This window comes from Solirubrobacter deserti, assembly GCF_027587175.1.
GTDB lineage: Bacteria > Actinomycetota > Thermoleophilia > Solirubrobacterales > Solirubrobacteraceae > Solirubrobacter > Solirubrobacter deserti.
In genome coordinates this window covers 1-22,700 of sequence record NZ_JAPCID010000001.1, presented here as the reverse complement: position 1 = coordinate 22,700, position 22,700 = coordinate 1, and the positions used below count along the sequence as shown (strand labels likewise).

Here is a 22,700-nt window from a genome sequence, read left to right as displayed (position 1 = left end):
TGGATCAGGGTCAACGCTCGGGGAAGGTGAACGAGCCCCACGGCCGGCCGGGCTCGTACTGGCCGCCGCCGAGGCGCTGGTTGCCCGCCGCGACCGTGGCGTGAAGCCGCACGTAGCCGTTGCTCCGCGTGGCGGTGAAGTCCATGACCTTCTCGCCCGTGTAGGCGTCGGACGGCGTGCCGCACGTGTCCTGACGCGGGGCGCTGAGGCCGCTGGCGAAGATCTCGCCGCTCTGCCCGTCGGCGGCGAAGACGATCCGCAGGTCCCGGATCACCTCGTTGATGCCGAGCGAGGGCTTCGCGTAGGTGATCGTCCCGCGCAGCTGCAGCGTGCGTCCGTCGGGTGAGACCGACTCGACCGGGAACCGGTGATCGAAGGCGTGCGTCGCCAGCAGCCGTGCGGCGCCGCCGGACGCCACGATCGACGACGCCTCGGTCGAGCACACCGGGAGGTTCGACGTGAGGACGTAGCGCGTCCAGCTGAAGAGGTCACGCGTGCCGGGAAGGTCGCAGCTGAGCCAGTCGACGCTGCCGGCCGGCGCGGCGGTGAAGCGAGCGGCGTCGCAGGGCGGGCGCTCGGTGGAGGTCTCCGGCGTCGGCGTGGCCGTGGCGGACGGCGTGGGCGTTGCCGTCGCGGCCGGGGGCACGCTGGGGCCCGGCGCGGGCGCCGGCAGCGGCGAGCCGCCCTCGATCGGCGTGGGCGCGTAGGCGACGCTCAGCGTGCCGAGCGTCTTCGTCGACGGCGTGCGCTCGAGCTTGAGCGCGGTGCGCAGCGCCTTCGCCGCGGCCGGGGTGAGCGCGATGCGGGCGCCGGCGAGGCTGACAGCGCCGCGCGCGGCGTCGAGCTGTGGGGGCCGCGTCGGCTTGACCGCGAGCAGCCGGAGGTTCTTCCTACCGAGGCGCGCGGCGACGTACGAGGAGGTGCGCCCGACGGTGAGGCTGAGCGCGGTGGCGTTGGCCGAGCGCTTGCCCGCCTTGAAGCGCAGCGTGCCGTTGACGGCGACCCGTGCCGCTGCGGTGACCGACGCGTTGGTCACCGTCAGGGTGCCGGTGGACAGCGTGAGCGGCTTCAGCGCGCGCTTCCCTGCGGCGGAGAGCTCGATCTTGGGCGCCGTCGACTGGGCGGTGGCAGGGCTCGGCGCAACCGCGAGGAGCGCGACGGCAACGGCGAAGACGGGGCGAGACGGTGACATGGGTCCAATTCCGACCGTGGTGGACGGAAAGGGACCCTAACACACCAACTTAGGGTAGCCTAATCGCCCGCCATGATCCGCCTAGTCGCCGCCATCCTCCTGGCGCTCCTCGTCTACGCCGCTCCCGCGCAGGCCGCTCCCCGCGTCGCCGCGCTGACCCCCTTCTCGGCCTCCACCATCACGCGCCTCGGCGTCCGCCCCGTCGTGGTCGGGCAGACCCTCGGAGGCACCGATCAGTACCTCGCGTCGCTCCGCAACGTGCCGGTGATCCCGCTCTCGCACCCGCTCGGCCCGAACATGGAGCAACTGGCCACCTACAACGCCAGCATCGTGCTCTCGAGCAAGACGTGGCAGCGTGGCACGCCCGCCATGCGCCGGCTCGGCATGAAGGTCTACGAGTCCGACCCGTCGAGCATCGCCGCCGTCGGGCACGAGACGCGCGCGATCGGCAAGATCCTCGGCCGCACCCGCGCCGCCAACGCCCTCGCCACCAAGATCGAGAACGACGTTCGCGCCGCCCAGCAGGGCATCAAGCGCCGCCCGCGCGTGCTCGTGATCCTCGGCGTCGGCCGCACGCCGTACGCGATGCTCGCCAACTCCTGGGGCGGCGACGTCGTCGCCAAGGCCGGCGGCCAGCTGCTCACGCAGGGCCTGCGCGCGCCGAGCGGCATCGCCCGCATCTCGGACGAGATCGTCGTCCAGCGCAACCCGGACATCATCATCGCCGTCCCGCACGGCAACCCGGGCGCGATCAACCGGCTCGCGCAGTACTACCGCTCGAACCCGAACTGGCGCAACACGCGCGCGGTCAAGAACAACCGCGTGTACGTCGCCACGGGCAACCAGCTGCTGCAGCCGTACCCGGGCGTCGCGGCGACGATCCGCAGCGTCCGCGCCAAGTTCCTGAAGAACTACTAGGTGACCGTCCGGCGCTCGTCCGTCGTCCTCACCGCCACCGTCGCCCTCGTCGCCGCCGCCGCGGCGTCGATGGCGCTCGGGGCGGTGCACGTGCCCCTGGCCAACATCTGGGAGGCACTGACCGGCCAGGCCGAGGAAGGGCCGCTGCGGCAAATCATCGTCGAGCTGCGGCTGCCGCGGACGATCTCGGCGCTGGTGGTCGGCGCGGCCCTGGGGGTCGCGGGCGCGCTGCTCCAAGGCTCGCTCGCCAACCCGCTGGCTTCGCCGGACGTGATCGGCGTGACGGGCGGCGCCGGCTTCGGCGCGATGCTCACCCTGCTGGCGTTCCCGAGCGCGATCGCGCTGCTGCCCGTGGGGGCGCTCGTGTTCGGCATCACCGCCGCCGCGATCGTGTTCGCGATCGGCTGGTCGGGCGCGCACGCGGGGTCGATCGGCCGCGTCATCCTGGCCGGCATCGCGATCACCGCGCTGTTCGGCGCGGCCACGACGTCGCTGATGGTCGCCTTCAGCGACCGCGTCCAGTCCGCGGTGTTCTGGCTCGCGGGCGGCCTGAGCTCGGACGGCTGGTCCTCGCTGAGCGTCGTGTGGCCCTACTTTCTCGTCGGCTTCCTGATGGCGGTGTTCCTGGCACGGCCGCTGGACCGGCTCGCGCTCGGCGACGACGTGGCCGCGTCCCTGGGCGGTCGTCCCCGGCTCGTGCGGTTGGCCGCCGCGGCCGCCGCGGCGCTGCTGGCCTCGAGTGCGGCGGCGATCGCCGGCCTGCTCGGGTTCCTCGGGCTCGTCATCCCGCACCTCGTGCGGCTGGCCGGCGGGACAGCCTCGCACCGGTTCGTCCTGCCCGCGAGCGCGCTCTGCGGGGCCGCGCTGCTGGTCGCCGCGGACACGCTCGCGAGGGTCGTGCTGGCGCCGATCGAGCTGCCCGTCGGCCCGCTGATGGTCGTGATCGGCGTCCCGCTGTTCCTGTGGCTGCTTCGGGAGGCGGTGTGAGCGAGCCGCGCCTCGTCGCGCGCGACGTGCACGTCAAGATCGGCGACACGCCGATCCTGCACGGCGCCTCGATGAGCGTCCACGCGGGAGAACTGCTCGCGGTCGTCGGGCCCAACGGCGCGGGCAAATCCACGTTCTCGCGCGCGGTCTCCGGTCTGCAGCCCATGGAGCAGGGCGACGTCTGCTGGGGCGGCATCCCGCTCGGCGAGCTCAAGGGCCGCAAGATCGCGCGCCTGCGCGCCTTCGTCCCCCAGCGCGCGCCCGTGCCCGCGGGCGTGACCGTCCGCGAGGCCGTCGAGCTCGGCCGTTCCCCGCACATCAAGGCCTTCGCGCGCCCGACCCGGCACGATCGTGAGGCCGTCGAGCACGCGCTGGAGCGCACCGGCACGCTCGAGTTCGCCGAGCGCCGGTTGACGACGCTGTCCGGGGGCGAGCTCCAGCGCGTCCAGATCGCGGTCGGGCTCGCCCAGGAGGCGCCCGTGTTGATCGCCGACGAGCCGACCTCGCACCTGGACCTCGGCGCCACCGCGATCGTCGCCCGGCTGCTGCGCCGGCTGGCCGACGACGGCCTGTCCGTGATCCTCGTCGTCCACGACCTCGCCCTGGCCGCGGCGATCGCCGATACCGTGGTCGTCATGGCCGACGGCCGCACCGCCGCCACCGGCAAGCCCGACGAGGTGCTCACGCGCGAGCGTCTGAGCGAGGTCTGGCGCGTGGACGCCTCCCTCGACGAGCGCGGCGCGCTGCACGTGAACTGGCTCGGACGCTGAGCCGTGCCGCGTCGCAACCGCCGCGCACCGGGTCCTGAGCCGGTCGTCTTCCGGCCGCCACCCGCGCAGCGCGCCTCATGCGAGACGAAGGAGCGCTACGCGAGCGAGGCGGAGGCGCGCTCGATCGCCCTGATGAACGCAATTCCGGGCCGCGCCGCGGCGACCCGGCCGTACCAGTGCTCCGTGTGCGGCGGCTGGCACCTCACGTCAGCGACTCGATGACGGTCTTGGCCGTCACGAGGTCGCAGCCCGTCTCCTCGCGGTAGATCTTGATCGCGTGCAGCGTCTTGCCGCCGGCGACGAGCGCGCGCACCTCAGGGCTCACGCTCGTGTCCGGGGCGGGTCGGGCGACGTTCAGCGTCGCGTAGAGGTGGTCCACCAGCTGCTCGAGTTCCCGCACGCGGGGGCGAAGATCGTCCATGTGCCGCAGCATCGCCGAGCCGCCCGGAGCCGGCGAGGCGGATAACCGGCGGCCGGCCGTCGGTTCGCCGCCCCCTTAAACGCAACGGGGCCCCTCCCGGGGCCCCGAAGAGCTTCAGCCGTGAGGCTGGTTTACATCATGCCGCCCATGTCGGGCATGCCGCCGCCCATGCCGCCGCCGGCGCCGTCCTTCTCCGGGACCTCGGCGACGATCGCCTCGGTGGTGAGGATGTTCTTGGCGATGGAGGCCGCGTTCTGCAGCGCGGAGCGCGTGACCATGGCGGGGTCGATGACGCCCGCGCCGACCAGGTCGACGTACTCGCCGGTCGCGGCGTTGAGGCCGATGCCGGCCTCGGCGCGACGGACCTCGTTGACGACGACCGAGCCCTCGAAGCCGGCGTTCTCCGCGATCTGGCGGAGCGGCTCCTCGAGCGCGCGCAGGACGATGCGCAGGCCGGTCTTCTCGTCGTCGATGCCGGTGGCGTCGACGTTGATGGCCGCAGCCGCCTCGACGAGCGCGATGCCGCCGCCCGGGACGATGCCCTCTTCGAGCGCCGCGCGGGTCGCCTGCAGGGCGTCCTCGACGCGGTGCTTCTTCTCCTTCATCTCCGTCTCGGTGGCCGCGCCGACCTTGACGACGGCGACACCGCCGGAGAGCTTGGCGAGGCGCTCCTGCAGCTTCTCGCGATCGAAGTCGGAGTCGGTGTTCTCGACCTCGCCCTTGATCTGGTTGATGCGGCCCTTGATGGCGTCCGCATCGCCGGCGCCGTCGACGATCGTCGTGTTGTCCTTGGCGACGACGACGCGGCGGGCGCGACCGAGCTGCGAGAGCTGCGTGTTCTCGAGCTTGAGGCCCATCTCCTCGGTGATGACCTCGCCGCCGGTGAGGATCGCGATGTCCTCGAGCATGCGCTTGCGGCGATCGCCGAAGCCCGGCGCCTTGACGGCGACGCCCGTGAACGTGCCGCGGAGCTTGTTGACGATCAGCGTGGCCAGAGCCTCGCCCTCGACGTCCTCGGCGATGATCAGCAGCGGGCGGCCGGACTGGATGACCTGCTCCAGGACGGGCAGGAGGTCACGGACGGAGCCGATCTTCTGGTTGGCGATGAGGATGTAGGGGTCCTCGAGGACACCCTCCATGCGCTCCTGGTCGGTCGCCATGTAGGGCGAGATGTAGCCCTTGTCGAACTGCATGCCCTCGGTGAACTCGAGGTCCATGCCGAACGTCTGGCCCTCCTCGACGTTCACGACGCCGTCCTTGCCGACCTTGTCGATCGCGTCGGCGATGACGTCGCCGATCTCCTCGTCACCGGCCGAGATGGTGGCGACGCGGGCGATCTGGTCCTTGCCGGAGATCTCCTTGGCCTGCGAGCGGATGTGCTCGACGACCTGATCGACGGCGATCTCGATGCCCTTCTTGAGACCGAGCGGGTTGGCGCCGGCAGCGACGTTCTTCAGTCCCTGGCGGACGATCGCCTGGGCGAGCACCGTCGCCGTCGTCGTGCCGTCGCCGGCGACGTCGTTGGTCGCCGTGGCGACCTCGCGGACGAGCTGGGCGCCCTGGTTCTGGAAGACGTCCTCGACCTCGATCTCACGCGCGATGGTCACACCGTCGTTCGTGATCGTGGGAGCACCGAACTTCTTGTCCAGGACGACGTAGCGGCCACGCGGGCCGAGGGTCACCTTGACGGCGTTGGCGACCGCGTCAACACCGAGCTCGAGGGCCTTGCGGGCCTCGACGTCGTACTTGAGTTCCTTGTGAGCCATGTGTCTTCAGGTCTCCTTGAAAAGCCGTTAGCCGGCGACCTTGGCGAGGACGTCGGACTCGCGCAGGACCAGCAGGTCCTCGCCGTCGACCGTGATCTCGGTGCCGCCGTACTTCGAGTACAGGACCTCGTCACCCTCGACGACGTCGAGGGGCTGGCGCTGGCCGTTGTCGTCGAGCTTCCCGTCGCCGACGGCAAGGACCTTGCCCTTCTGGGGCTTCTCCTTGGCGGTGTCAGGAAGAACGATGCCGGAAGCGGTGGTCGCTTCCTCCTCGACGGCCTTGACGATCAAACGATCGCCCAGCGGCTTCAGCTTCATTGAGTGACCTCCACTCAGATGGGTGCCTGTTGAATCTGTTGGCACTCTCAGGGAGAGAGTGCCAGCGGAGGTGCATGATACGACGAAATTTCAGGTCGTCAAGGGCTGCTTGGCACTCTCTTCACAGGAGTGCCAAGACGCGCGCGACGCGAACGCCCGAGGCGCCGTCACGACTGACGTGACGGAGCCCGGGAGTTGGGCGAAGCGCGTGGCTCGCCTGGCTCCCGGCGCGAGCCGGTAGAGCACGTCGCCGTCGCTGAAGAACGCGGCGCCGTCGTCCACGCCGACCAGTGCGCCGCGCGTCGAGACGGCGCGCAGCCGCCGCAGGCGCGTGTCGTAGACGCCGTCCGCGCCGAGCAGCCGATCGTCGTCGAGCCACGTGAGCCGTCCGCCCGCGCCGGTGACGAGCTTCCCCGAGCGGACGTCGAGCACCGCCGAGCGGCCGTCCCGCAGGCGCCCGGCGACGCGGTGGCCGTAGCCGGAGATCGACGTGAACTCGCCCCTGATCCGGGCCGAGCGCAGCCTCCCGCCGGTGAGCGGAACGATCCGGACCAGGCGGCCGTGGGCGAAGTACGCGCGCGAGCCGACGATCGCGGCGGCGTCGGCGCGGCGGTGCATGCGCTCCCGGACGCGCCCGTGGCGCACGGAGAGCAGCACCATCTCGCCGTCGCGCCGGCCGACCGCCCACAGCCGGTCGCCCTGCCCGGTGCACCCCACCGCGACCGCGTCCCGGACCGGCACCGCGGTGGACCCCGAGAAGCCGCCCGCGGACGTCCTCGCCAGGCGCACCCGGCCGTCCGCGCCGCGGAGGGCCTGCACGACGCCGTCCGTCGCGCAGCGGCTTTGCGCGAGCACCTGCCCCTGGGCGACGCCGTAGCCCGCGACCCGCCCGTCGGCCCCGAGCTGGACCGTGTCCGTGCCGCGCACGCCGGTGACCGCGGCCACCAGCCGCGCGGTGCCGCTCGGGGCAGGCAGCTCGCTCGCCGCGATCAGCGTCTCCGGGTCCGACGTGCTGCACGCGAAGATCTCGCCGCCGGCGTCATAGAGCAGCCCGACGCGCGCGCCGACCGTCAGCTGGACCTGGCAGGAGGTGAAGGCGCTGCGCAGCGTGACGCGCTCGCCCGGCGATCCCTTCAGCGCACGCTCGACGCGCACGGAGTATTCGAGGGCGCCCGCCGCCGCCGTGCGCGACTCGACGACGCCGACCACCGCGTTCTGCGCCCCGGCGAGCGACATGGCCGGATGGCCGGGGATGCAGACGCAGGCGCTCGCCGTGGCCGGGGCCAGAGCGAGCGCGAGAAGGCTAGTTCTGAGCGCCGCCCACGCCGCGGAGGCGATCCTGGAAGTCCGGCGGGTTCTCGACGATCTGTGAGAAGCGCACGACCGTGACCGTGTCATCCAGGGCGACCTCGCGATCATAGATCTGCTTGAGGAAGTGGACGAGCTCTTCCGTCCGGCGGAACTCGGGGTTGTCGTGCTCGATGTCGCGCGGCGAGAGGTCCTTGACCCGCTTGACCTCCACGTTGTCGATGACGGCGTGGAACAGCTTCTCGCGCGGCGAGTACTGGTAGCCGACGGTGACGAGCACGACCTGGTTCTTGCGGTACTTGTGCCGCTTGTCGCCGAGGCGGATGGTGGCGGTCTTGCGACCGCGCTTCATCTGGTCGGCGAACACCGTGGAGTAGAAGTTGAGGACCTGCACGACGCGGCAGACTAGCGTCAAGAAGCCTTCTTGGACAGCAGGCGCCCGATCAGCGCCCGCTCGCCGGGGTACGAGAGCGTGTCCGGGGCGCTCTCGAGCGCGATCCAGCGGGCGTCGTCGACCTCGTGGTCGTGGTCGCTCGTGGAGCCTCCGACGTACTCGCACAGGAAGAAGTGGACGGTCTTGCGCACCCGCCGACCACCCCGACGGTAGGTGTAGCGAACATCCCCGAGCGGCTCGAGCACGTTCGCGACCACGCCGGTCTCCTCGCGCACCTCGCGCGCCGCGACCTCCTCGGGCGTCTCGCCGTCCTCCATCCCGCCCTTGGGCAACCCGGTGACGCGCTTGCCGGCGGGTGTGATGACGAGGAGTTCCTCCCCGCGCAGGACCACACCGCCGTAGGACGTCTCGCGCTCAGTAGACATAGTTGCGCAGCGCGTCGGGTTCGTGGACGACCAGCCGGCCACGTCCCTGAGAGATCACGCCTGCCCGTTCGAGCGTCGCCAGGAACCGGGACGCGGACTCACGGGAGGAGCCCGCGAGCATCGCGAGATCGGCCTGCGTGGCCGTGATCTGGACGTCGCCCTCGGGCGCGCCCTCGGCCACCGCCTGCTGCACCAGCTGCGCGATCACGCTCGCCACGCGCGACTGCACGGTCTGGAACGACTGCGAGGCCAGGCGCTCATTGGTGGCGCGCAGGCGGCGCGCCAGCGATCCGGCGAGTGCCACCGCCAGCTGCGGCCGGCGCAGCATCAGCCGGCGCATGTCCGGGCCGAGGATCGCGAGCGCCTCGACGGCATCGATCGTCTCCACCGTGGCGCTGCGGCGCTCGTCGTCGAACATCGCGAGCTCGCCGAAGATGTCGCCGGGGCCGAAGGTGGCGAGCGCGATCTGGCGCCCGTCGGCGTGCTCGCGCACGGCCCGCGCGTGGCCGGACCGCACGACGTAACAGGTGTTGGACTCGTCCCCCTCGCGGAAGACGACCTCACCCGCGCCGAAGCGGCGCGGGTGCGAGACCTCGGCGACGAGCGCGAGGTCGTCGGGTCCCAGCGAGACGAACACCGGGACCCGGGCGAGAAGCTCTGCGGTTGGGAGTGTGCTGCCGGTCACGTTCACCGGGGGTCTACCACCCCCGGCGGAACTTATGCCACCTCGAGGGCCCGCTCGCGCCGTCTGCGGGTGAAGATCCGGCCCGCGAACACGGCCAGGAGCGCGATCGCGGCGATCGGCAAGATGATCGCCAGCGCGATCAGCGCCACGCCCGCGATCACCTCCAGCACACGTACGGCGTCCCCGATCGCGTCGCCCGGCGTCCAGCGGTCGCCGGGCGCGGCCGCCGCGCCGCGGCGGCGCTCGCCCTCGATCGACAGGTCGACCGTCGCATAGCTGACCTCCGCGCCGAGCTCGTTCACCTCGCGCTGCGCCTGGGTGACGCGGCGGGAGGCGCGGTCGAGCGCGGCGCGCAGCCGCTGGCGGTCCTTGTCGGTCGTCGCCTTGGCGAGACGGTTGCGCAGCCCCTCGCGGTCGGCCCGCGCGTCGCGGACCCGCGACTCGAGCACCTCGCGCATGTCCGTGAGGTCCTCCGTCTGCTGCGAGCGCGCCTTCACGTGCGCCAGCTTGGAGATGCGCGCCAGGCCGTCGTCGAGCCGGGCGGACGGGATCCGCAGGGCGAGGGTCGCGCTCGCCGTGCGCTCGCTGGGCTGCTCCACCTGCGAGCTCTGCACGAAGCCGCCGAGGGAGTCGACGGTCGCGATCACCCGATCGGCCAAGGCCGGGACCCGGTCGGGTGTCGTGGAGAGGGTGAGCGACGCGTTGGTCTTGACCGCGCGGTCCTGCGGCGCGACCGTCGCGGGCACGACGGAGCGCTTGGACTCGGGCTGCGCGGCGCTCGACGCGCCCGACGAGTCCTCCGACATCGAGTTCGGCTCGGTCGGGGCCATCGCCGCGACCTCGCCGCTCCCGCCCGACGCGGGCTCTTCTTCATCGCCGCCGCCGCCGGAAAGCCCGGCGATCACGACCACGGCCATCACGCCCGCCACGGCCAGGGACGCCACGATCGCGACCATGTGCTCGCCGATCGTGATCATGCGCCGCTTGAACCGTGACGGCGGCTGGGGGAAACGGTTGGCCACCCGGGTGTCGAGCTTGAGCGTCCAGGCGGGGTCGGGCTCAGGCTTGACGTCCCGCAGGAGGGTCTCGAGATCAGGCATCGACGGCCTCCCGGAGCTTGGTCATGGCGCGGTGCAGGAGCGTGCCGGCGTTCGTGGCGCTCACGCCGAGGACTTCGGCGATCTCGGCGTTGGAGAGGTCGGCGTGGTACTTGAGCGCGATCACCTCGCGGTCGCGCGCAGCGAGCGTCGAGAGCGCGGCGCGGACGGCGTCGCGCGCCGCCGCCAGCTCGGCCGCCTCGTCCGGGCTCGGCTCTTCCAGCGGCCCGGGGATCTCGGCCGTCGCCGCGCGCTTGCGCCGGCGCAGCTCGTCCAGGGCCGCGTTGCGGGCGATGCCGAACAGCCACGCGCGCGGTGAGCCGCGGCGGGCGTCGAAGCGTGAGCGCTTGCGGTAGGCGCGCTCGAACGCCATTGCGGTCACGTCCTCGGCGGCCGCGCTGTCACGCAGAAGCGTCGCGGCGTAGGCGAAGACATCATCCCGTGACTCGCGGTACAGCGCGTCGAAGTTCAGCGCGCGCTCCGCCGTCGTGGGCACGGTCGCGGTGGTGGCCGTCACACCCTCACTACGAACCTCTCCGGGATCCATCACAGCCGCGCTAGATTCCTTCGCCCGATGCTGCGCGTGGTGGTGGTCGCTCTCGCTGTCCTGGTGCTGTTGCCCGCTGCTGCGATCGCGCGGGAACCGGCGGAGCTGTGGGCCACGGTCAACGTCTGCGACACGGCCAAGCAGCCTGACGCGATCGGCATCCGCGCGTCGATGCCCGGCACACCGAAGGGTGCGCGGCTCTCCATGCGCTTCCGCGTCCAGTACCGGCTCGCGGACGGCACGTGGGAGGACGTCGAGGACGCCGACTCGGGCTGGCGCAACGTCGGCATCGCCAAGGGCGTGCCGCTCGAGTACGGCTGGAGCTTCACGTTCGCCAAGCGCACCACGCCGGTGACGCTGCGCGGCGTGGTGAAGTTCCGCACCCGCCGCGGCAACACGCTCCCGCGCGAGCAGGAGGCCGCGACCGAGGCCGGGCACCCCACCAAGGCCGGCTCCGACCCGGTCGGCTACTCAGCGGCTACGTGCTTGCTGTGAACAACCTCGGGTCGTTCGTGATGACGCCCGTCACGCCCAGCCGCTCCAGCTTGCTGATGCGCGGCCCGTCGTCGACGGTCCACACGTAGAGCTCGCCGCCCGCTTCCTTGATCGCCCGCACCAGGCGCGGCGTGACGAGCCGCCAGTGGGACATGATCGCGTCGCAGCGGCCGGCGCCGATGTGCGCCCGCGCCGCCCCCGGCAGCTTGGTGCGCACCCAGGCTGCGCCCGCGTAGGCGGGCAGCTTGGTGACCCACGACTGCGTGGGGTCGGACTTCAGGCGCGGCACGCTCCAGCCCAGCCGCAGACGCGGCTCCAGCGCGCGCAGGACGATCAGCGAGCGCATCCACATCGTCGAGATCAGCGTCCGCTCGACGAGGTCGTACTCGCGCAGCAGCTCGACGGCGCGCTGCTCATAGCCCGGGAGCTTGAGATCCACGTCGAGCTCGATCCCCTCGAAGGCGCTGCTCGCCAGGTGCGCGAGGCCCTCCTCGAGCGTCGGCGCGCCGTCCACGTGCGCGTAGTCGTGGGCCAGCAGCAGGCGACCCTCGTGCTCGAGCACGTCGAACTCGATCATGTCCACGCCGTGCTCGAGCGCGGCGTCGAACGAGGCGGGCGTGTTGCCCGGAACGATGAGGTCGGCGCCCTTGTGGCCGATCCGTCTCAGCGCTGACATCGTGGACACCAGTATGTAATGCGGTTGTCGTCGCCCTGCCCGCGGGAACGGATCTTTGACAACTTCCCGCAGCGCGGGCAGTCCTGGCCGACCGTGCCGTAGACGAGCTTGAAGCGGTCCTGCATCCCGTCGCGCGCCGAGCGCTGCATCCGCGGGCGCGTCAGGCGCAGGATGCGCAGCACCTCCTCGTCGGAGACGTCGCCCGTGCGCCGCCACGGGTCGATCTCGGCCGCGAAGCAGCCCTCGACCTTCCACAGGTTCCCGATCCCGGCGAGGATCCGCTGGTCGAGCAGCGCGTCGCCGATCGGCCGCGTCGGGTCGTCCTCGCGCAGGCGCCGCAGGATGCCGGCCTCGTCGAGCTCGGGCGCGAGGATGTCCGGGCCGAGCATCGCCAGTCGCCGGTCGAAGCGCGTTCGGCTGTCGGTCATCAGCTCGAGCACCGGGCCGTTGATCTGCGCGACGAGCATGTTCCCGTGGCGCAGGATCAGCCACGTGTTGCGCGGCGTGCGCCAGTCCCCGGGCCGGGTGCGCCACCTGCCCGTCATCCGCAGGTGGCTGTGGATCGTCAGCCCGTTGTCGAAGCGGATGAACAGGTTCTTGCCGTGCGCGTCGACGGAGCGCACCGCGCTGCCCGCGAGCTTCTGCGGCCAGCGGTCGCGCCCGAAGCGCGGGTGCGGCGTCTCGATCGAATCCGGCACGTGTCCCTGCAGCACGGGGCGGATCTTGTTCGCCGCGTAGTGGATCGTGTCGCCCTCAGGCACGGCGTGTCGCCCACTCGAGCAGCTCGGCGCTGGACCACACGTCGTTGCCCGCCTCGTACGCCTCGCGCGCCAGCCGTCGGTCGTCCGTCACGAGCAGGTCGGCGCGCGCGGCGGTCGCGTCCGCGATCAGCGAGTCCTGGAAATGCCGCACATCACGCATACGTGCGTACTGGCTGTCCGGCTTCACCCGCGCACGGCCCGTGCGTGTCACACCTTCGACCACGACGGAGGAGGGAACGACCGTCCGCGGCAGCCGCTGCAGCGCCTTTCGGCGCACCGCGTCGCGGATCGCCGCCACCTGGTCCTCCTGCACGTGGGTCGTGAGCAGCTCCAGCGCGCCCTCGCGGATCGCCGTCAGCACGGCGTCTCGCCCATCCGGGTCGTCGTGCAGCGCGTCGAACACCATCGTGTCGATCATCACCCTGCGGATCACGCCGCTGCGAGCGTAGACGGCCGCTCAAGTCGTGAGCGTCAGCTTGCGCGGGCCGGCACGGAAGCCGAGCTCGAGCAGCGGCTCCTCCCACGGGGAGCCGACCACGGGCTCGCCGTCGACCTTCTCCAGCGCGAGCCGCTTGATGCGGCCGCGTTTGACCGCTTCGGCGAGCGCGGCCAGCGACGGCTCCACGCGCGGGTCGTCAGCGTCCACGAGGACCTGCAGGCCCTTGCCGCCGCGCTCGACGAACAGCACGGGCTCGGCGCCGGCCAGGATGACGTAGGCGCCGGCCTGGCGGGCGGGACGACGCGGCGAGTCCGGCCACTTCAGGGCCGCGCCGTACGGCTGGGCCGGGTCGGTGGCGGCGAGCAGGATCGGCGGGGCGGCGTCGTCGTCCTTCTGCGCGCGCAGGCGCTCGACGGCGCCCGGAAGCGCGAACTGCGCGCCGCCCAGCCCTTCGACGAAGTACCCGCGGCGGGCGACGCCGATCGTCTCCAGCGCGGCGAGGGAGTCGTAGAGGCTGGAGAAGCCGCCCGGGATGCCCTCGGCCAGCACCTGCTCGCGGGTGACGATGCCGTAGCGCTCCAGCAGCAGCTCGGCCTGTGTCCGCCGGCGCGCGGACGGGTCCTCGTCGCCGGCCCGGAACAGCGGCGGCGTGAGCGACCAGCGGCCCTGGACGGCCGGCTGCGCGCCGCCCCGCCGCCGCGATCCGAACGTGCGCTTGCGCTCGGCCCGGGCGCGCTGCGACCACTGCGGGGTCGCCGCGGTGAGCTTCGGCGAGCGCAGGGGCGCGAACGCGTCGTTGGTCGCCTCGCCCGCCCACACGAGGTCCCACAGCCCGTTCTGCAGCTCCTCCGTCGTGAAGCCGGCGACGTCGGTCAGCAGGTCGGTGAAGAAGCACGGGCCGGCGGCGAGGCGCTCACGGATCGCGGTGTGGATCGGCTCGGTCGGCGCATCGGCGGCCTTCGGCGGCGGGCCGATCAGCGGCGCGTCGTCGCGGAAGTACAGCGCCACGCGGCCGGAGCGGCGGCCCAACGCGCCCGCGCCGACCCACACGACCTCACCGGACGCGCACAGCTGATCCAGCCAGTTCGGCGAGTAGGCGCCGGTGCGGCGCGGCAACACGTCCCGTTCCCACACCTCGAGCGGCAGCGGCAAGCCCTGCAGCGGGACGAGCACCTCGCGCAGCCGGTCGATCCCGGCGCCGGCCGGCGGGTGGCGGTCCACCCCCTGCCAGGAGGCCTGAAAGCGGGCGTAGGCGCGCTGGTCCGCGGGCTCGATCTCGGCGCGCAGCGCGGCCAGGGAGGCGCGACGCAGCCGCCGCAGCACCTCGGGATCGCACCACTCACGCGTGGTGCCGCCGGGCCGCAGCTCGCCGCGCACGAGGTCGCCCGCGGACTCCAGCCGCTCGAGCACGGGCGTGAAGTCCAGCCCGTAGCGCTCGCGCAGCGCGACAGTCTCGAACGGCCCGTGCGTGCGCGCGTAGCGGCGCACCAGCCGGTCCATCGCGTCCGGGACGTCGGCGATGAAGGCCTCGGGCAGGCCGGAAGGCGGGACGGCGCCGAGCGCGTCCCGGTAGAGCCCGGCGTCCTCGGCCGCCACCCAGCGCTGTTCGCCGCCGACGCGCAGCTTTGCGACCCGCCGCTCGCCCTTGAGCTGCTCCAGCCACGCCTCCGTGCCGCCGCGCGCGATCGCCTCCTCGAGCGTGACGTCGCCGACGCGGCGCAGCACGTCGTGCAGCGCGTCCACGGAGTCGGCCCGGGTGCGCTCGGACAGCCGTTGCAGGTCGGCCTCGACCGTCTCCAGGGCGCCCGGGTCGATCAGCTCGCGCAGCTCCTCCTGGCCGAGCAGCTCGCGCAGCAGCTCGCGGTCCAGCGCCAGCGCGGCGGCGCGCCGCTCGGCGTTCGGCTGGTCGCCCTCGTACATGTACGTGGCGACGTAGTCGAACAGCAGGCTGGAGGCGAACGGGGAGGCGGTCTCGGTCTCCACCGTCACCAGCGACAGCTCGCGCCGGTGCAGCTTGGTCAGCAGCTCCTGCAGGCCGGGCAGGTCGAGCACGTCGCGCAGGACCTCGCGGTAGGTCTCCAGCACGATCGGGAACTGCGCGTAACGGCGCGCGACCTCCAGCAGCGACTGGGACTTCAGGCGCTGCTGCCACAGCGGCGTGCGCCGGCCCGGGTAGGCGCGCGGGATCAGCAACGCGCGGCCGGCGTTCTCGCGGAACCGCGCGCCGAACAGGGCGCTCCCGCCCAGCTCGCCGACCACCAGGTCCTCGAGCTCGTCCGGGTCGATCAGCATCAGCTCCTCGTCCGGCGGCTCGTCGGCGTCGGGGAGGTGGACGATGATGCCGTCGTCGGACCAGATCGCGTCCGACTCGAGGCCGTAGACCTCGCGGATGCGGGCACTCAAGGCGAGGCCCCAGGCGGCGTGCACGCGGCCGCCGAACGGCGAGAGCACGCACACGCGCCAGTCGCCGATCTCGTCCCGGAAGCGCTCGACGACGATCGTGCGGTCGGACGGGATGACCCGCGTCGCCTCCTGCTGCTCGCGCAGGAACTGCACGAGGTTGACGGCCGCCTTCTCGTCCAGGTGGTGGCTCTCGGCCAGCGTGGACGGGTCCTCGTCGACGGCCCAGCGCGCGAAGGCGCCGATCGCCTCGCCCAGCTCGCGCGGGCGGCCGAGCCCGTCGCCCTTCCAGAACGGCACCGCGCCCGGGACGCCCGGGGCGGGCGTGACGATCACGCGGTCGCGCGTGATCTCCTCGATCCGCCAGGACGAGGCGCCGAGCAGGAACGTCTGGCCCGGCCGCGCCTCGTAGACCATCTCCTCGTCGAGCTCGCCGACGCGGCGGCCGTCCGGGAGGTTGACCGAGTACAGGCCGCGGTCCGGAATGGTGCCCGCGTTCGTGATCGCCAGCGCCCGCGAGCCCTTGCGCGGGCGGATCGTCCCGTTCACGCGGTCCCACACGATGCGCGGGCGCAACTCGCCGAACTCCTCGGACGGATAGCGCCCGTCCAGCATGTCCAGCACGTTCTCGAGCTGCTGGCGCGAGAGCTCCGCGTACGTGTACGTGCGGGCGAGCATCGCCGCGAGCTGGTCGACCGCGATCGGCGTGTCCTCGTCGGTCGCGGCGATCGCGACGATCTGCTGCGCGAGCACGTCCAGCGGGTTGCGCGGGACGACGGTCGTCTCGATCTTGCCCTCGCGCATGCGCTGGGCGACCACGGCGCACTCCAGCAGGTCAGCCCGGAACTTCGGGAAGATGCGGCCCTTCGACGTGTCCCCGACGTTGTGGCCGGCGCGGCCGATGCGCTGCAGGCCGGCGGTGACGGACTTGGGCGACTCCACCTGCAGGACGAGGTCCACGGCGCCCATGTCGATGCCGAGCTCGAGGGAGGAGGTCGCGACCAGGCACGGCAGCTCGCCGGCCTTCAGCTGCTCCTCGACGATCAGCCGCTCCTCGCGGGCGAGGCTGCCGTGGTGGGCTCTCGCGATGTTCTCCTCGGCGATCTCGTTCAACCGCAGTGCGAGCCGCTCGGCCGCGCGCCGGTTGTTGACGAAGATCAGCGTCGAGGTGTGTTCGCGCACGAGCTTGAGCAGCTCGGGGTAGATCGCCGGCCAGATCGACTTGCGCGTGGCCTCCTGGCCCGCGAACGGGTCCAGGTCCATGTCCATCGTCTCCGGCTCCACCATCGACTCCACCGGCACGTGGATCTTCAGGTCCAGCGGCTTGCGCACGCCGGTGTCCACGATCGTGGCCGTGCGCTTGGGGCCGACCATGAAGCGGCCGACCTCCTCCAGCGGGTTCTGCGTCGCGGACAGGCCGACGCGCTGTACGTCGCGGTCCGCCTGCTCGACCAGCCGCTCCAGCGTGATCGCCAGGTGCGCGCCGCGCTTGGTCTGCGCGACGGCGTGGATCTCGTCCAGGATCACGGTCTCCGTGCCCTCGAAGATCGCGCGGGCGCCGCTCGTGAGCATCAGGTACAGCGACTCGGGCGTGGTGATCAGCACGTCGGGCGGGTGCTTGACCATGTCCCGCCGCTCCTTCTGCGGCGTGTCGCCCGTGCGGATGGCGACGTTCAGGTCCGCCCCGATCCCGCGCAGCGGCGCGCGCAGGTTCTTCTCCACGTCGTAGCTCAGGGCCTTCAGCGGCGAGACGTAGACGAGCCGCGTCTGCTCGTGCGTCGGGTTCGCGACGAAGCGGTCCAGGCCGTACAGGAACGCCGCGAGCGTCTTGCCCGAGCCGGTCGGCGCGGAGATCAGCACGTGCTCCCCGGTCGCGATCGCGGGCCACGCCTGCGCCTGCGCCTCCGTCGGCCCCGCGAAGGCCCGGCCGAACCACTCGCGAACCTGAGGTGTGAACTGAGCGAGTGGATCCGTCATGGACCGAAGAACACTACGCGGTGCCCCTGACGTCTAGATCAAAACGGCCACGCCGACCGCGATCAGCGCGACGGGCACGGCGTAGCGGCCGAGCCGCTCGATCGCGGCCGCGACGGGCGGGCGCGTCGCGATCCAGCGGGCCAGCAGGCACCACGGCACGATCAGCGCCGCGAACACGGCGACGAACACCGCGGTGTCGGCGGCCGCGAACACCGGCGGCAGCACGCCGACGTCGTCGATGCCGCCGGCGAACGCGATCGCGGCCAGGCTGGGCGTGCCGAGCGGCGCTTGCTCCTCCTCACGCTCGAGCAGCTCCTTGACGCCGATCACGATCGGCAGCAGCCCCAGCCAGCGCAGCGCGTCCTCGGGCACGACCGCCACCACGCCCGCCGCGAGCACCGCGATCGCCGCCCACGCGAGGTACTGGCCCGCGACGAGCCGGGCGAACGAGACGCCGCTCGCGACGAGCACCGCCAGCAGCGCGAGGTCGTCGAGGTTCGTGACCACGAACAGCCCGACGGCCTGCGCGACCGTGCTCATGCCCGGGCGGGCACGAGCGTGTGCCGGCCGATCAGGGCCGCGACGGTGCCCGTGGCCGAGATCGCGGCCGCGATCAGGAACGCCGTCTGCCAGCCCGGCCCTTCCACCAGCGCGCCCGAGAGCGCCGCGCCGGCCGCGATCCCGCCCACGAAGGACGTGATCGGCCAGGTGTAGGCCTCCGTCCGCATCCCGGGCGGGGCCACACCGCCGACGAGCTCGTTGCGGGTCGCGAGCAGCGGGGCGATCGCGCAGCCGGCCGGGATCACCAGCACCGCCATCGCCCACACGTTCGGCGCGAGCGCGGGCGGCAGCAGCGTGAGCGGGATCACCGCCGTGAGGATGATGTGGGTGCGGTGCAGCGACCGGCGCGGGAGCATCCCGTAGGCGAGGCCGCCCACCAGGCTGCCGAAGGACCACACCGCGAGCAGCACACCGGCGGTCGCCGCGGCGCCCTCGGCGCGGCTGAAGGCCGGGATGCCGACCTCGAGCATCCCGAGGCCGACGCCGGTCGGGAACGACGTGATGACCAGCGTGCGCACACCGGGCGAGGCGAGGGCGCCCAGCAGGCCGCGTACCGGGCGGTCCCCGTCACTCTCGACGTGGCGCGTGGGCGGGAGCGCGGTGAAGATCGCCGTGCCGACGACGACCGCCACGGCCGAGACGATCAGCGCGCCCGCGGGCGAGAAGATCGCGGCAATCAGCGCGGTCAGCAGGGGACCCGAGATGAAGATCAGCTCGATCATGGTGCTGTCGAGCGCGTAGGCGGCCTGGTGCAGGCGCGGCTCGACGAGCTCGGTCCACATCGACCGCAGCACCGAAGAAGTCGGCGGGACCGCGAACCCGGCGACGAACCCGCACAGCAGCAGGATCGCGGTGGGGGCGCTGAGCTCGGCCAGGCCGACGATCGCCCCGAGGCTGACGGCGTGGATCACCGCGACGGGCAACAGGACCCGGCGCGCCCCCAGCTGATCGACGAAGCGGCCCTGCAGCGGCGCGCCCAGCGCGGAACCCAGCGAGAGCGTGCCCGACACCGCGCCCGCGACCGCGAACGAGCCCGTCTGCTCGCGCAGGTAGAGGACGATGGCGAGCGCGTTGATGCCGATCGGCAGGCGGCTGAACAGCGAGGACGCGACCAGCACGCCCACGTAGGGCGAGCGCAGGATCTCGAGGTAGCGCCTCATCTGCCCCAGGCGAGGTCCTTCGCCTGCTGCAGGACCTCGTCGAGCATGGCGGGCGTGAGCTTGCCCGTGAACGTGTTCTGCTGGCTGGGGTGGAAGCAGCCGAGCAGCGGCCACGGCTCGCCGTCGGCGACCACGCCGTGGCCGAACTTCGGCTTGGGCCGCGGCGTCGGCGTGCGGCTCAGCGTGGCCCGCAGGCGCAGCGCGCTCTCCCACGCGAACCCGCCGAGGCAGAGCACGACGTGCACGTCCGGCAGCAGCACGACCTCGCGCTCCAGCCACTCGCTGCAGTTCGCGCGCTCCTCCGGCGTGGGGAGGTTGGCGGGCGGTGCGCAGCGCACCGCGGCGACCATGTACGCGCCGCGCAGCTCGAGGCCGTCGTCTTTGTGGATCGACTCGGCCTGGTTGGCGAGCCCGACCCGGTGCAGGCCGGCGAACAGGAAGTCGCCCGAGCGGTCGCCGGTGAAGATCCGGCCCGTGCGATTGCCGCCGTGCGCCGCGGGCGCGAGGCCGAGGATGAGGATGCGGGCGGCGGGGTCGCCGAAGCCCGGCATCGGGCGGCCCCAGTAGGTCCAGTCCCGGTACGCGGCCCGTTTCTCGCGCGCCACCTGCTCGCGCCACTCGACGAGCCGGTCACAGCGGCGGCAGTCGACGACCGCCTCGTTGAGCGCTTCCAAGGCGGCCATGGGACGGATCGATCCTAGCTCCGGCTAGGCTCTTGGGCGTATGCGCCGCGCTGTGATCGCCCTGCCCGTCATCGCCCTGCTCGCCGGCGGGTGCGGCGCTGCCGGGGAGACCCAGGAGAGCAGGTTCACGGGTGACCAGGCGGAGGTCGCGCAGGTCGTCGACAATCTCGCCGCCGCGGGCCGCGCGCGCGACGCGCGGACGATCTGCGCCGACATCCTCGCGCCGCAGCTGCTGCGCGACATCCGCGCCGCGGACGGCGACTGCGTGTCCGAGATGGACCGCGCGATCCGCGACGCGAGCGACTTCGACCTGCAGGTGGTCAAGGTCGACGTCAACGGCACGACGGCGACCGCGACGGTCCGTCAGGGCGAGGACGCCAAGAACACCGCGACCTTCACGTTCGTGAAGGACCGCGGCGAGTGGCGCGCCACCGCCCTCGGCACCTCTTAGCGTCCGAGCTGGGAGTACCGCGCCTCGGTGGCGGCCTTCTGCGGGCCCCACCACCACTCGTTCTCGCGGTACCAGTCGATCGTCGCCTGCAGGCCGGCGCGGAAGTCGCCGTACTTGGGCTCCCACCCGAGCTGGGTGCGGATCTTCGTGGAGTCGTTGGAGTAGCGCAGGTCGTGGCCCGGGCGGTCCGGGACGTGGTCGTACGCGTCGGCGGGCTCGCCCAGCAGCTCCAGCGTGAGCTCGAGGATCGCCTTGTTGTTGCGCTCGTCGCCGGAGCCGATCAGGTACGTCTCGCCCGGCGCGCCCTTGGACAGGATCAGGTGGACGGCCTCGTTGTGGTCGTCGACGTGCGTCCATTCGCGCACGTTCTCGCCCTGGCCGTAGAGCTTCGGGCGCGCGCCGGTGAAGACGTTGGTGATCTGGCGCGGGATGAACTTCTCGACGTGCTGGTACGGGCCGTAGTTGTTCGCGCAGTTGGAGATCGTCGCGTGGATGCCGAACGAGCGCGCCCAGGCGCGGACCAGCAGGTCGCTGCCGGCCTTGGTCGCCGAGTACGGGCTCGATGGGTCGTACGGCGTCTGCTCGGTGAACTGGTCGTCGCCTTCGAGGTCCAGGTCGCCGAACACCTCGTCCGTCGAGATGTGATGCAGGCGGGCGCCGTGGTTGCGGATCGCCTCGAGGATCGTGTACGTGCCGATCAGGTTCGTCTGCACGAACGGCGCCGGGTCGTGCAGCGAGTTGTCCACGTGCGACTCCGCCGCGAAGTGCACGACGGTGTCGCACTCGGCGACCAGGCGGTCCACGAGCGCCGCGTCGCAGATGTCGCCCTGGACGAACTCGATCTCGTTCTCGACCGGCTTGAGCGACTCGCGGTTGCCCGCGTAGGTGAGGGCGTCCAGCACGACCACCTCGTACTCCGGGTGGTTGCGCATCGTGTAGTGGACGAAGTTCGCGCCGATGAAGCCGGCGGCGCCGGTCGCAAGCAACTTCACGACGCGAGTACCTCCCTGAGGGTCAAATGGGCGTTGAGGCCCTCCTGCCACGACGGCAAGGCGGGCGCGTCCGAGCGGGTGGAGCCGAGGACAGAGTAGGCGGGGCGCGGTGCGGGGGCACCGAACGCGGCCGTGGTGGTGGGGTGGACCGTGACGTTCATGCCCGCGGCCGCGAACGTCGCCACGGCGAGGTCGCGCCACGTGCACCGGCCGCCGCCGGCGACGTGCAGGATGCCGTTCGGGCGCGTCTCGGCGACCTCGATCAGCGCCTGCGCCAGGTGGCCGGTGAAGGTCGGGCAGCCGAGCTGGTCGTCGACCACCGACAGCTCCTCGCGCTGGGCGCCGAGCCGGAGCATGGTGTCGACGAAGTTCTTGCCGTGCGGCCCGAAGACCCACGCCGTGCGGACGATGCTGTGGGAAGCCGGCGCGGCCTGCGCCACCTTGACCTCGCCCTCGAGCTTGGAGCGGCCGTAGGCGCCGATCGGCCCGACGGGCGCGTCCTCCGGATAGGGCTCGGTCGCGTCGCCTGCGAAGACGTAGTCGGTCGAGACGTGCACGATGTGCGCCTGGACCTCCGCGGCGGCCGCGGCGAGGTGCCCGGCGCCGTCGCCGTTGATGCGCGTGGCGGTTTCCTCGTCGCTCTCGGCGCCGTCGACGTTCGTGTAGGCGGCGCAGTTGATCACCGCGTCCGGCCGCGTGTCGTGGAAGGCCGCGCGGACCGCTTCGGCGTCGGTGATGTCGAGGTCGGCCCTGGCGAGCGCGACGACCTCGTGCCGCACGGCCGCGGCCGCGACGACGTCCGTGCCGAGCATGCCGGCGGCCCCGGTGACGAGTAGGCGCATGGGCGCTAGGTGTAGCGGACTCCGTCCGCGGCCCGCAGCGCGAGCGCGAGTTCGAAGCGCGCCTCCGGGTCCTCCAAACGCGCGCCGAACAGCTCCCGCAGCTGCTTGAGCCGGTACCGCACGGTCTGTGGGTGCACGTCCAGCTCGGCGGCGACGGCCTGCACCTGCCCGGGTCGGTCCAGCCACGCCCTGAGCGTCTCCACCAGCCGTTCCCGCGGCCCGTCCCCGAGCGCGTCGAGCGGCGCGAGCCGCGACCGCGCGAGGTCCGCGGCGAGCGCCGGCTCGGCCGCCAGCAGCAGCGCGGGGAGGTGCTCGACGGCGACGATGAGCGAAGACGAAGACCCCGCGTCCGCGGAGGTCACGCCCTGACCGGCGGGTGCGGCGCCGCCGCGCCCGGCCGCCCCGCGCGCCGGACCCGCCGCGTCCGGTGCGGCG

At 72.4% G+C, this 22,700-nt stretch carries 25 protein-coding genes; 5 read left to right on the top strand and 20 right to left on the bottom strand.

Annotated features, from left to right (window positions below):
• Nucleotides 1-10: 10 nt before the first annotated feature.
• Nucleotides 11-1,192, bottom strand: coding sequence for a hypothetical protein (locus tag OJ962_RS00125; protein ID WP_202954825.1), 1,182 nt, complete (start codon nucleotides 1,190-1,192; stop codon nucleotides 11-13).
• A gap of 72 nt (nucleotides 1,193-1,264) precedes the next feature.
• Between OJ962_RS00125 and OJ962_RS00120 the strand changes: the two genes are divergently transcribed.
• The 3 genes from OJ962_RS00120 to OJ962_RS00110 are packed head-to-tail and all read left to right on the top strand — an operon-like array spanning nucleotide 1,265 to nucleotide 3,867.
• Nucleotides 1,265-2,110, top strand: coding sequence for an ABC transporter substrate-binding protein (locus tag OJ962_RS00120; protein WP_202954826.1), 846 nt, complete (start codon nucleotides 1,265-1,267; stop codon nucleotides 2,108-2,110).
• Nucleotides 2,111-3,097 carry a FecCD family ABC transporter permease gene (locus OJ962_RS00115; protein ID WP_202954827.1) on the top strand — a complete coding sequence of 329 codons (987 nt, stop codon included), beginning with the start codon at nucleotides 2,111-2,113 and terminating at the stop codon, nucleotides 3,095-3,097.
• Nucleotides 3,094-3,867, top strand: coding sequence for an ABC transporter ATP-binding protein (locus OJ962_RS00110; protein ID WP_270006111.1), 774 nt, complete (start codon nucleotides 3,094-3,096; stop codon nucleotides 3,865-3,867). Before OJ962_RS00115 ends, OJ962_RS00110 begins: the two co-directional genes overlap by 4 nt.
• Nucleotides 3,868-4,069: 202 nt before the next feature.
• On the opposite strand, the gene OJ962_RS00105 is transcribed toward OJ962_RS00110, so the two are convergent.
• The 9 genes from OJ962_RS00105 to OJ962_RS00065 all read right to left on the bottom strand — a co-directional run bounded on the left by OJ962_RS00105 (nucleotide 4,070) and on the right by OJ962_RS00065 (nucleotide 10,798).
• Nucleotides 4,070-4,288: a hypothetical protein gene (locus OJ962_RS00105; protein ID WP_202954829.1), complete on the bottom strand. Its 219-nt coding sequence runs from the start codon at nucleotides 4,286-4,288 to the stop codon at nucleotides 4,070-4,072.
• 131 nt (nucleotides 4,289-4,419) lie between these two features.
• Nucleotides 4,420-6,054, bottom strand: a complete 1,635-nt coding sequence (groL, locus tag OJ962_RS00100) for a chaperonin GroEL (protein WP_202954830.1) — start codon at nucleotides 6,052-6,054, stop codon at nucleotides 4,420-4,422.
• A 27-nt stretch (nucleotides 6,055-6,081) separates the two neighbouring features.
• Nucleotides 6,082-6,372 carry a co-chaperone GroES gene (gene groES, locus OJ962_RS00095; protein ID WP_202954831.1) on the bottom strand — a complete coding sequence of 97 codons (291 nt, stop codon included), beginning with the start codon at nucleotides 6,370-6,372 and terminating at the stop codon, nucleotides 6,082-6,084.
• Nucleotides 6,373-6,462: 90 nt separating this feature from the next.
• Nucleotides 6,463-7,608, bottom strand: coding sequence for a hypothetical protein (locus OJ962_RS00090; protein WP_202954832.1), 1,146 nt, complete (start codon nucleotides 7,606-7,608; stop codon nucleotides 6,463-6,465).
• 67 nt (nucleotides 7,609-7,675) lie between these two features.
• Nucleotides 7,676-8,074 (bottom strand): ASCH domain-containing protein, encoded by a 399-nt coding sequence (locus OJ962_RS00085; RefSeq protein WP_028062855.1) that lies wholly within the window; start codon nucleotides 8,072-8,074, stop codon nucleotides 7,676-7,678.
• 17 nt (nucleotides 8,075-8,091) lie between these two features.
• Nucleotides 8,092-8,499, bottom strand: a complete 408-nt coding sequence (locus tag OJ962_RS00080) for an NUDIX hydrolase (RefSeq protein ID WP_202954833.1) — start codon at nucleotides 8,497-8,499, stop codon at nucleotides 8,092-8,094.
• Nucleotides 8,489-9,136, bottom strand: coding sequence for a Crp/Fnr family transcriptional regulator (locus tag OJ962_RS00075; protein WP_270006110.1), 648 nt, complete (start codon nucleotides 9,134-9,136; stop codon nucleotides 8,489-8,491). The genes OJ962_RS00080 and OJ962_RS00075 overlap by 11 nt, the downstream gene beginning before the upstream one ends.
• Before the next feature lie 80 nt (nucleotides 9,137-9,216).
• Nucleotides 9,217-10,284: a DUF4349 domain-containing protein gene (locus OJ962_RS00070; RefSeq protein ID WP_202954835.1), complete on the bottom strand. Its 1,068-nt coding sequence runs from the start codon at nucleotides 10,282-10,284 to the stop codon at nucleotides 9,217-9,219.
• The gene (locus OJ962_RS00065; RefSeq protein ID WP_202954836.1) at nucleotides 10,277-10,798 is read right to left on the bottom strand and encodes an RNA polymerase sigma factor; all 522 of its coding nucleotides are present in this window, start codon (nucleotides 10,796-10,798) and stop codon (nucleotides 10,277-10,279) included. Before OJ962_RS00065 ends, OJ962_RS00070 begins: the two co-directional genes overlap by 8 nt.
• A 57-nt stretch (nucleotides 10,799-10,855) precedes the next feature.
• Here OJ962_RS00065 and OJ962_RS00060 point away from each other — a divergent pair, with 57 nt between their 5' ends.
• Entirely contained in the window at nucleotides 10,856-11,323 is a 468-nt protein-coding gene (locus OJ962_RS00060; RefSeq protein WP_202954837.1) for a hypothetical protein, read from the top strand.
• Here OJ962_RS00060 and OJ962_RS00055 read toward each other — a convergent pair.
• The 7 genes from OJ962_RS00055 to OJ962_RS00025 are packed head-to-tail and all read right to left on the bottom strand — an operon-like array spanning nucleotide 11,307 to nucleotide 19,980.
• A complete protein-coding gene (locus tag OJ962_RS00055; RefSeq protein ID WP_202954838.1) occupies nucleotides 11,307-11,999 on the bottom strand; it encodes a glycerophosphodiester phosphodiesterase in 693 nt (230 codons plus the stop codon). The genes OJ962_RS00060 and OJ962_RS00055 overlap by 17 nt on opposite strands.
• Nucleotides 11,987-12,760, bottom strand: coding sequence for a DNA-formamidopyrimidine glycosylase family protein (locus tag OJ962_RS00050; protein ID WP_202954839.1), 774 nt, complete (start codon nucleotides 12,758-12,760; stop codon nucleotides 11,987-11,989). Before OJ962_RS00050 ends, OJ962_RS00055 begins: the two co-directional genes overlap by 13 nt.
• Nucleotides 12,753-13,193 carry a hypothetical protein gene (locus OJ962_RS00045; RefSeq protein WP_202954840.1) on the bottom strand — a complete coding sequence of 147 codons (441 nt, stop codon included), beginning with the start codon at nucleotides 13,191-13,193 and terminating at the stop codon, nucleotides 12,753-12,755. The genes OJ962_RS00050 and OJ962_RS00045 overlap by 8 nt, the downstream gene beginning before the upstream one ends.
• A gap of 24 nt (nucleotides 13,194-13,217) precedes the next feature.
• Nucleotides 13,218-17,576, bottom strand: coding sequence for a DEAD/DEAH box helicase (locus OJ962_RS00040; RefSeq protein ID WP_202954841.1), 4,359 nt, complete (start codon nucleotides 17,574-17,576; stop codon nucleotides 13,218-13,220).
• Between the two features lie 33 nt (nucleotides 17,577-17,609).
• Nucleotides 17,610-18,116 (bottom strand): cadmium resistance transporter, encoded by a 507-nt coding sequence (locus OJ962_RS00035; RefSeq protein WP_202954842.1) that lies wholly within the window; start codon nucleotides 18,114-18,116, stop codon nucleotides 17,610-17,612.
• Nucleotides 18,113-19,411, bottom strand: coding sequence for an MFS transporter (locus OJ962_RS00030; protein WP_270006109.1), 1,299 nt, complete (start codon nucleotides 19,409-19,411; stop codon nucleotides 18,113-18,115). Before OJ962_RS00030 ends, OJ962_RS00035 begins: the two co-directional genes overlap by 4 nt.
• Complete coding sequence (locus OJ962_RS00025) at nucleotides 19,294-19,980, bottom strand: uracil-DNA glycosylase (RefSeq protein ID WP_202954844.1); 687 nt, start codon at nucleotides 19,978-19,980, stop codon at nucleotides 19,294-19,296. Before OJ962_RS00025 ends, OJ962_RS00030 begins: the two co-directional genes overlap by 118 nt.
• Nucleotides 19,981-20,020: 40 nt before the next feature.
• On the opposite strand from OJ962_RS00025, the gene OJ962_RS00020 reads away from it, so the two are divergent.
• On the top strand, nucleotides 20,021-20,431 hold the full coding sequence (locus tag OJ962_RS00020) for a hypothetical protein (RefSeq protein WP_202954845.1): 411 nt from the start codon (nucleotides 20,021-20,023) through the stop codon (nucleotides 20,429-20,431).
• On the opposite strand, the gene rfbB is transcribed toward OJ962_RS00020, so the two are convergent.
• From rfbB to OJ962_RS00005, 3 genes are all read right to left on the bottom strand, one after another.
• Nucleotides 20,428-21,417: a dTDP-glucose 4,6-dehydratase gene (rfbB, locus tag OJ962_RS00015; protein WP_255525942.1), complete on the bottom strand. Its 990-nt coding sequence runs from the start codon at nucleotides 21,415-21,417 to the stop codon at nucleotides 20,428-20,430. The two genes, OJ962_RS00020 and rfbB, sit on opposite strands and share 4 nt — an antisense overlap.
• A 2-nt stretch (nucleotides 21,418-21,419) precedes the next feature.
• Entirely contained in the window at nucleotides 21,420-22,265 is an 846-nt protein-coding gene (rfbD, locus tag OJ962_RS00010) for a dTDP-4-dehydrorhamnose reductase (RefSeq protein ID WP_202954847.1), read from the bottom strand.
• 5 nt (nucleotides 22,266-22,270) lie between these two features.
• The coding region (locus tag OJ962_RS00005; RefSeq protein ID WP_270006107.1) for a helix-turn-helix domain-containing protein at nucleotides 22,271-22,700 on the bottom strand (430 nt) is incomplete at its 5' end.

Coding starts and splice junctions, on each gene's coding strand:
- OJ962_RS00125 (WP_202954825.1), bottom strand. CDS start 1,192: ATGTCACCGTCTCGCCCCGTCTTCGCCGTTGCCGTCGCGCTCCTCGCG.
- OJ962_RS00120 (WP_202954826.1), top strand. CDS start 1,265: ATGATCCGCCTAGTCGCCGCCATCCTCCTGGCGCTCCTCGTCTACGCC.
- OJ962_RS00105 (WP_202954829.1), bottom strand. CDS start 4,288: ATGGACGATCTTCGCCCCCGCGTGCGGGAACTCGAGCAGCTGGTGGAC.
- groL (WP_202954830.1), bottom strand. CDS start 6,054: ATGGCTCACAAGGAACTCAAGTACGACGTCGAGGCCCGCAAGGCCCTC.
- groES (WP_202954831.1), bottom strand. CDS start 6,372: ATGAAGCTGAAGCCGCTGGGCGATCGTTTGATCGTCAAGGCCGTCGAG.
- OJ962_RS00090 (WP_202954832.1), bottom strand. CDS start 7,608: ATGTCGCTCGCCGGGGCGCAGAACGCGGTGGTCGGCGTCGTCGAGTCG.
- OJ962_RS00080 (WP_202954833.1), bottom strand. CDS start 8,499: ATGTCTACTGAGCGCGAGACGTCCTACGGCGGTGTGGTCCTGCGCGGG.
- OJ962_RS00070 (WP_202954835.1), bottom strand. CDS start 10,284: ATGCCTGATCTCGAGACCCTCCTGCGGGACGTCAAGCCTGAGCCCGAC.
- OJ962_RS00060 (WP_202954837.1), top strand. CDS start 10,856: ATGCTGCGCGTGGTGGTGGTCGCTCTCGCTGTCCTGGTGCTGTTGCCC.
- OJ962_RS00055 (WP_202954838.1), bottom strand. CDS start 11,999: ATGTCAGCGCTGAGACGGATCGGCCACAAGGGCGCCGACCTCATCGTT.
- OJ962_RS00040 (WP_202954841.1), bottom strand. CDS start 17,576: ATGACGGATCCACTCGCTCAGTTCACACCTCAGGTTCGCGAGTGGTTC.
- OJ962_RS00035 (WP_202954842.1), bottom strand. CDS start 18,116: ATGAGCACGGTCGCGCAGGCCGTCGGGCTGTTCGTGGTCACGAACCTC.
- OJ962_RS00025 (WP_202954844.1), bottom strand. CDS start 19,980: ATGGCCGCCTTGGAAGCGCTCAACGAGGCGGTCGTCGACTGCCGCCGC.
- OJ962_RS00020 (WP_202954845.1), top strand. CDS start 20,021: ATGCGCCGCGCTGTGATCGCCCTGCCCGTCATCGCCCTGCTCGCCGGC.
- rfbD (WP_202954847.1), bottom strand. CDS start 22,265: ATGCGCCTACTCGTCACCGGGGCCGCCGGCATGCTCGGCACGGACGTC.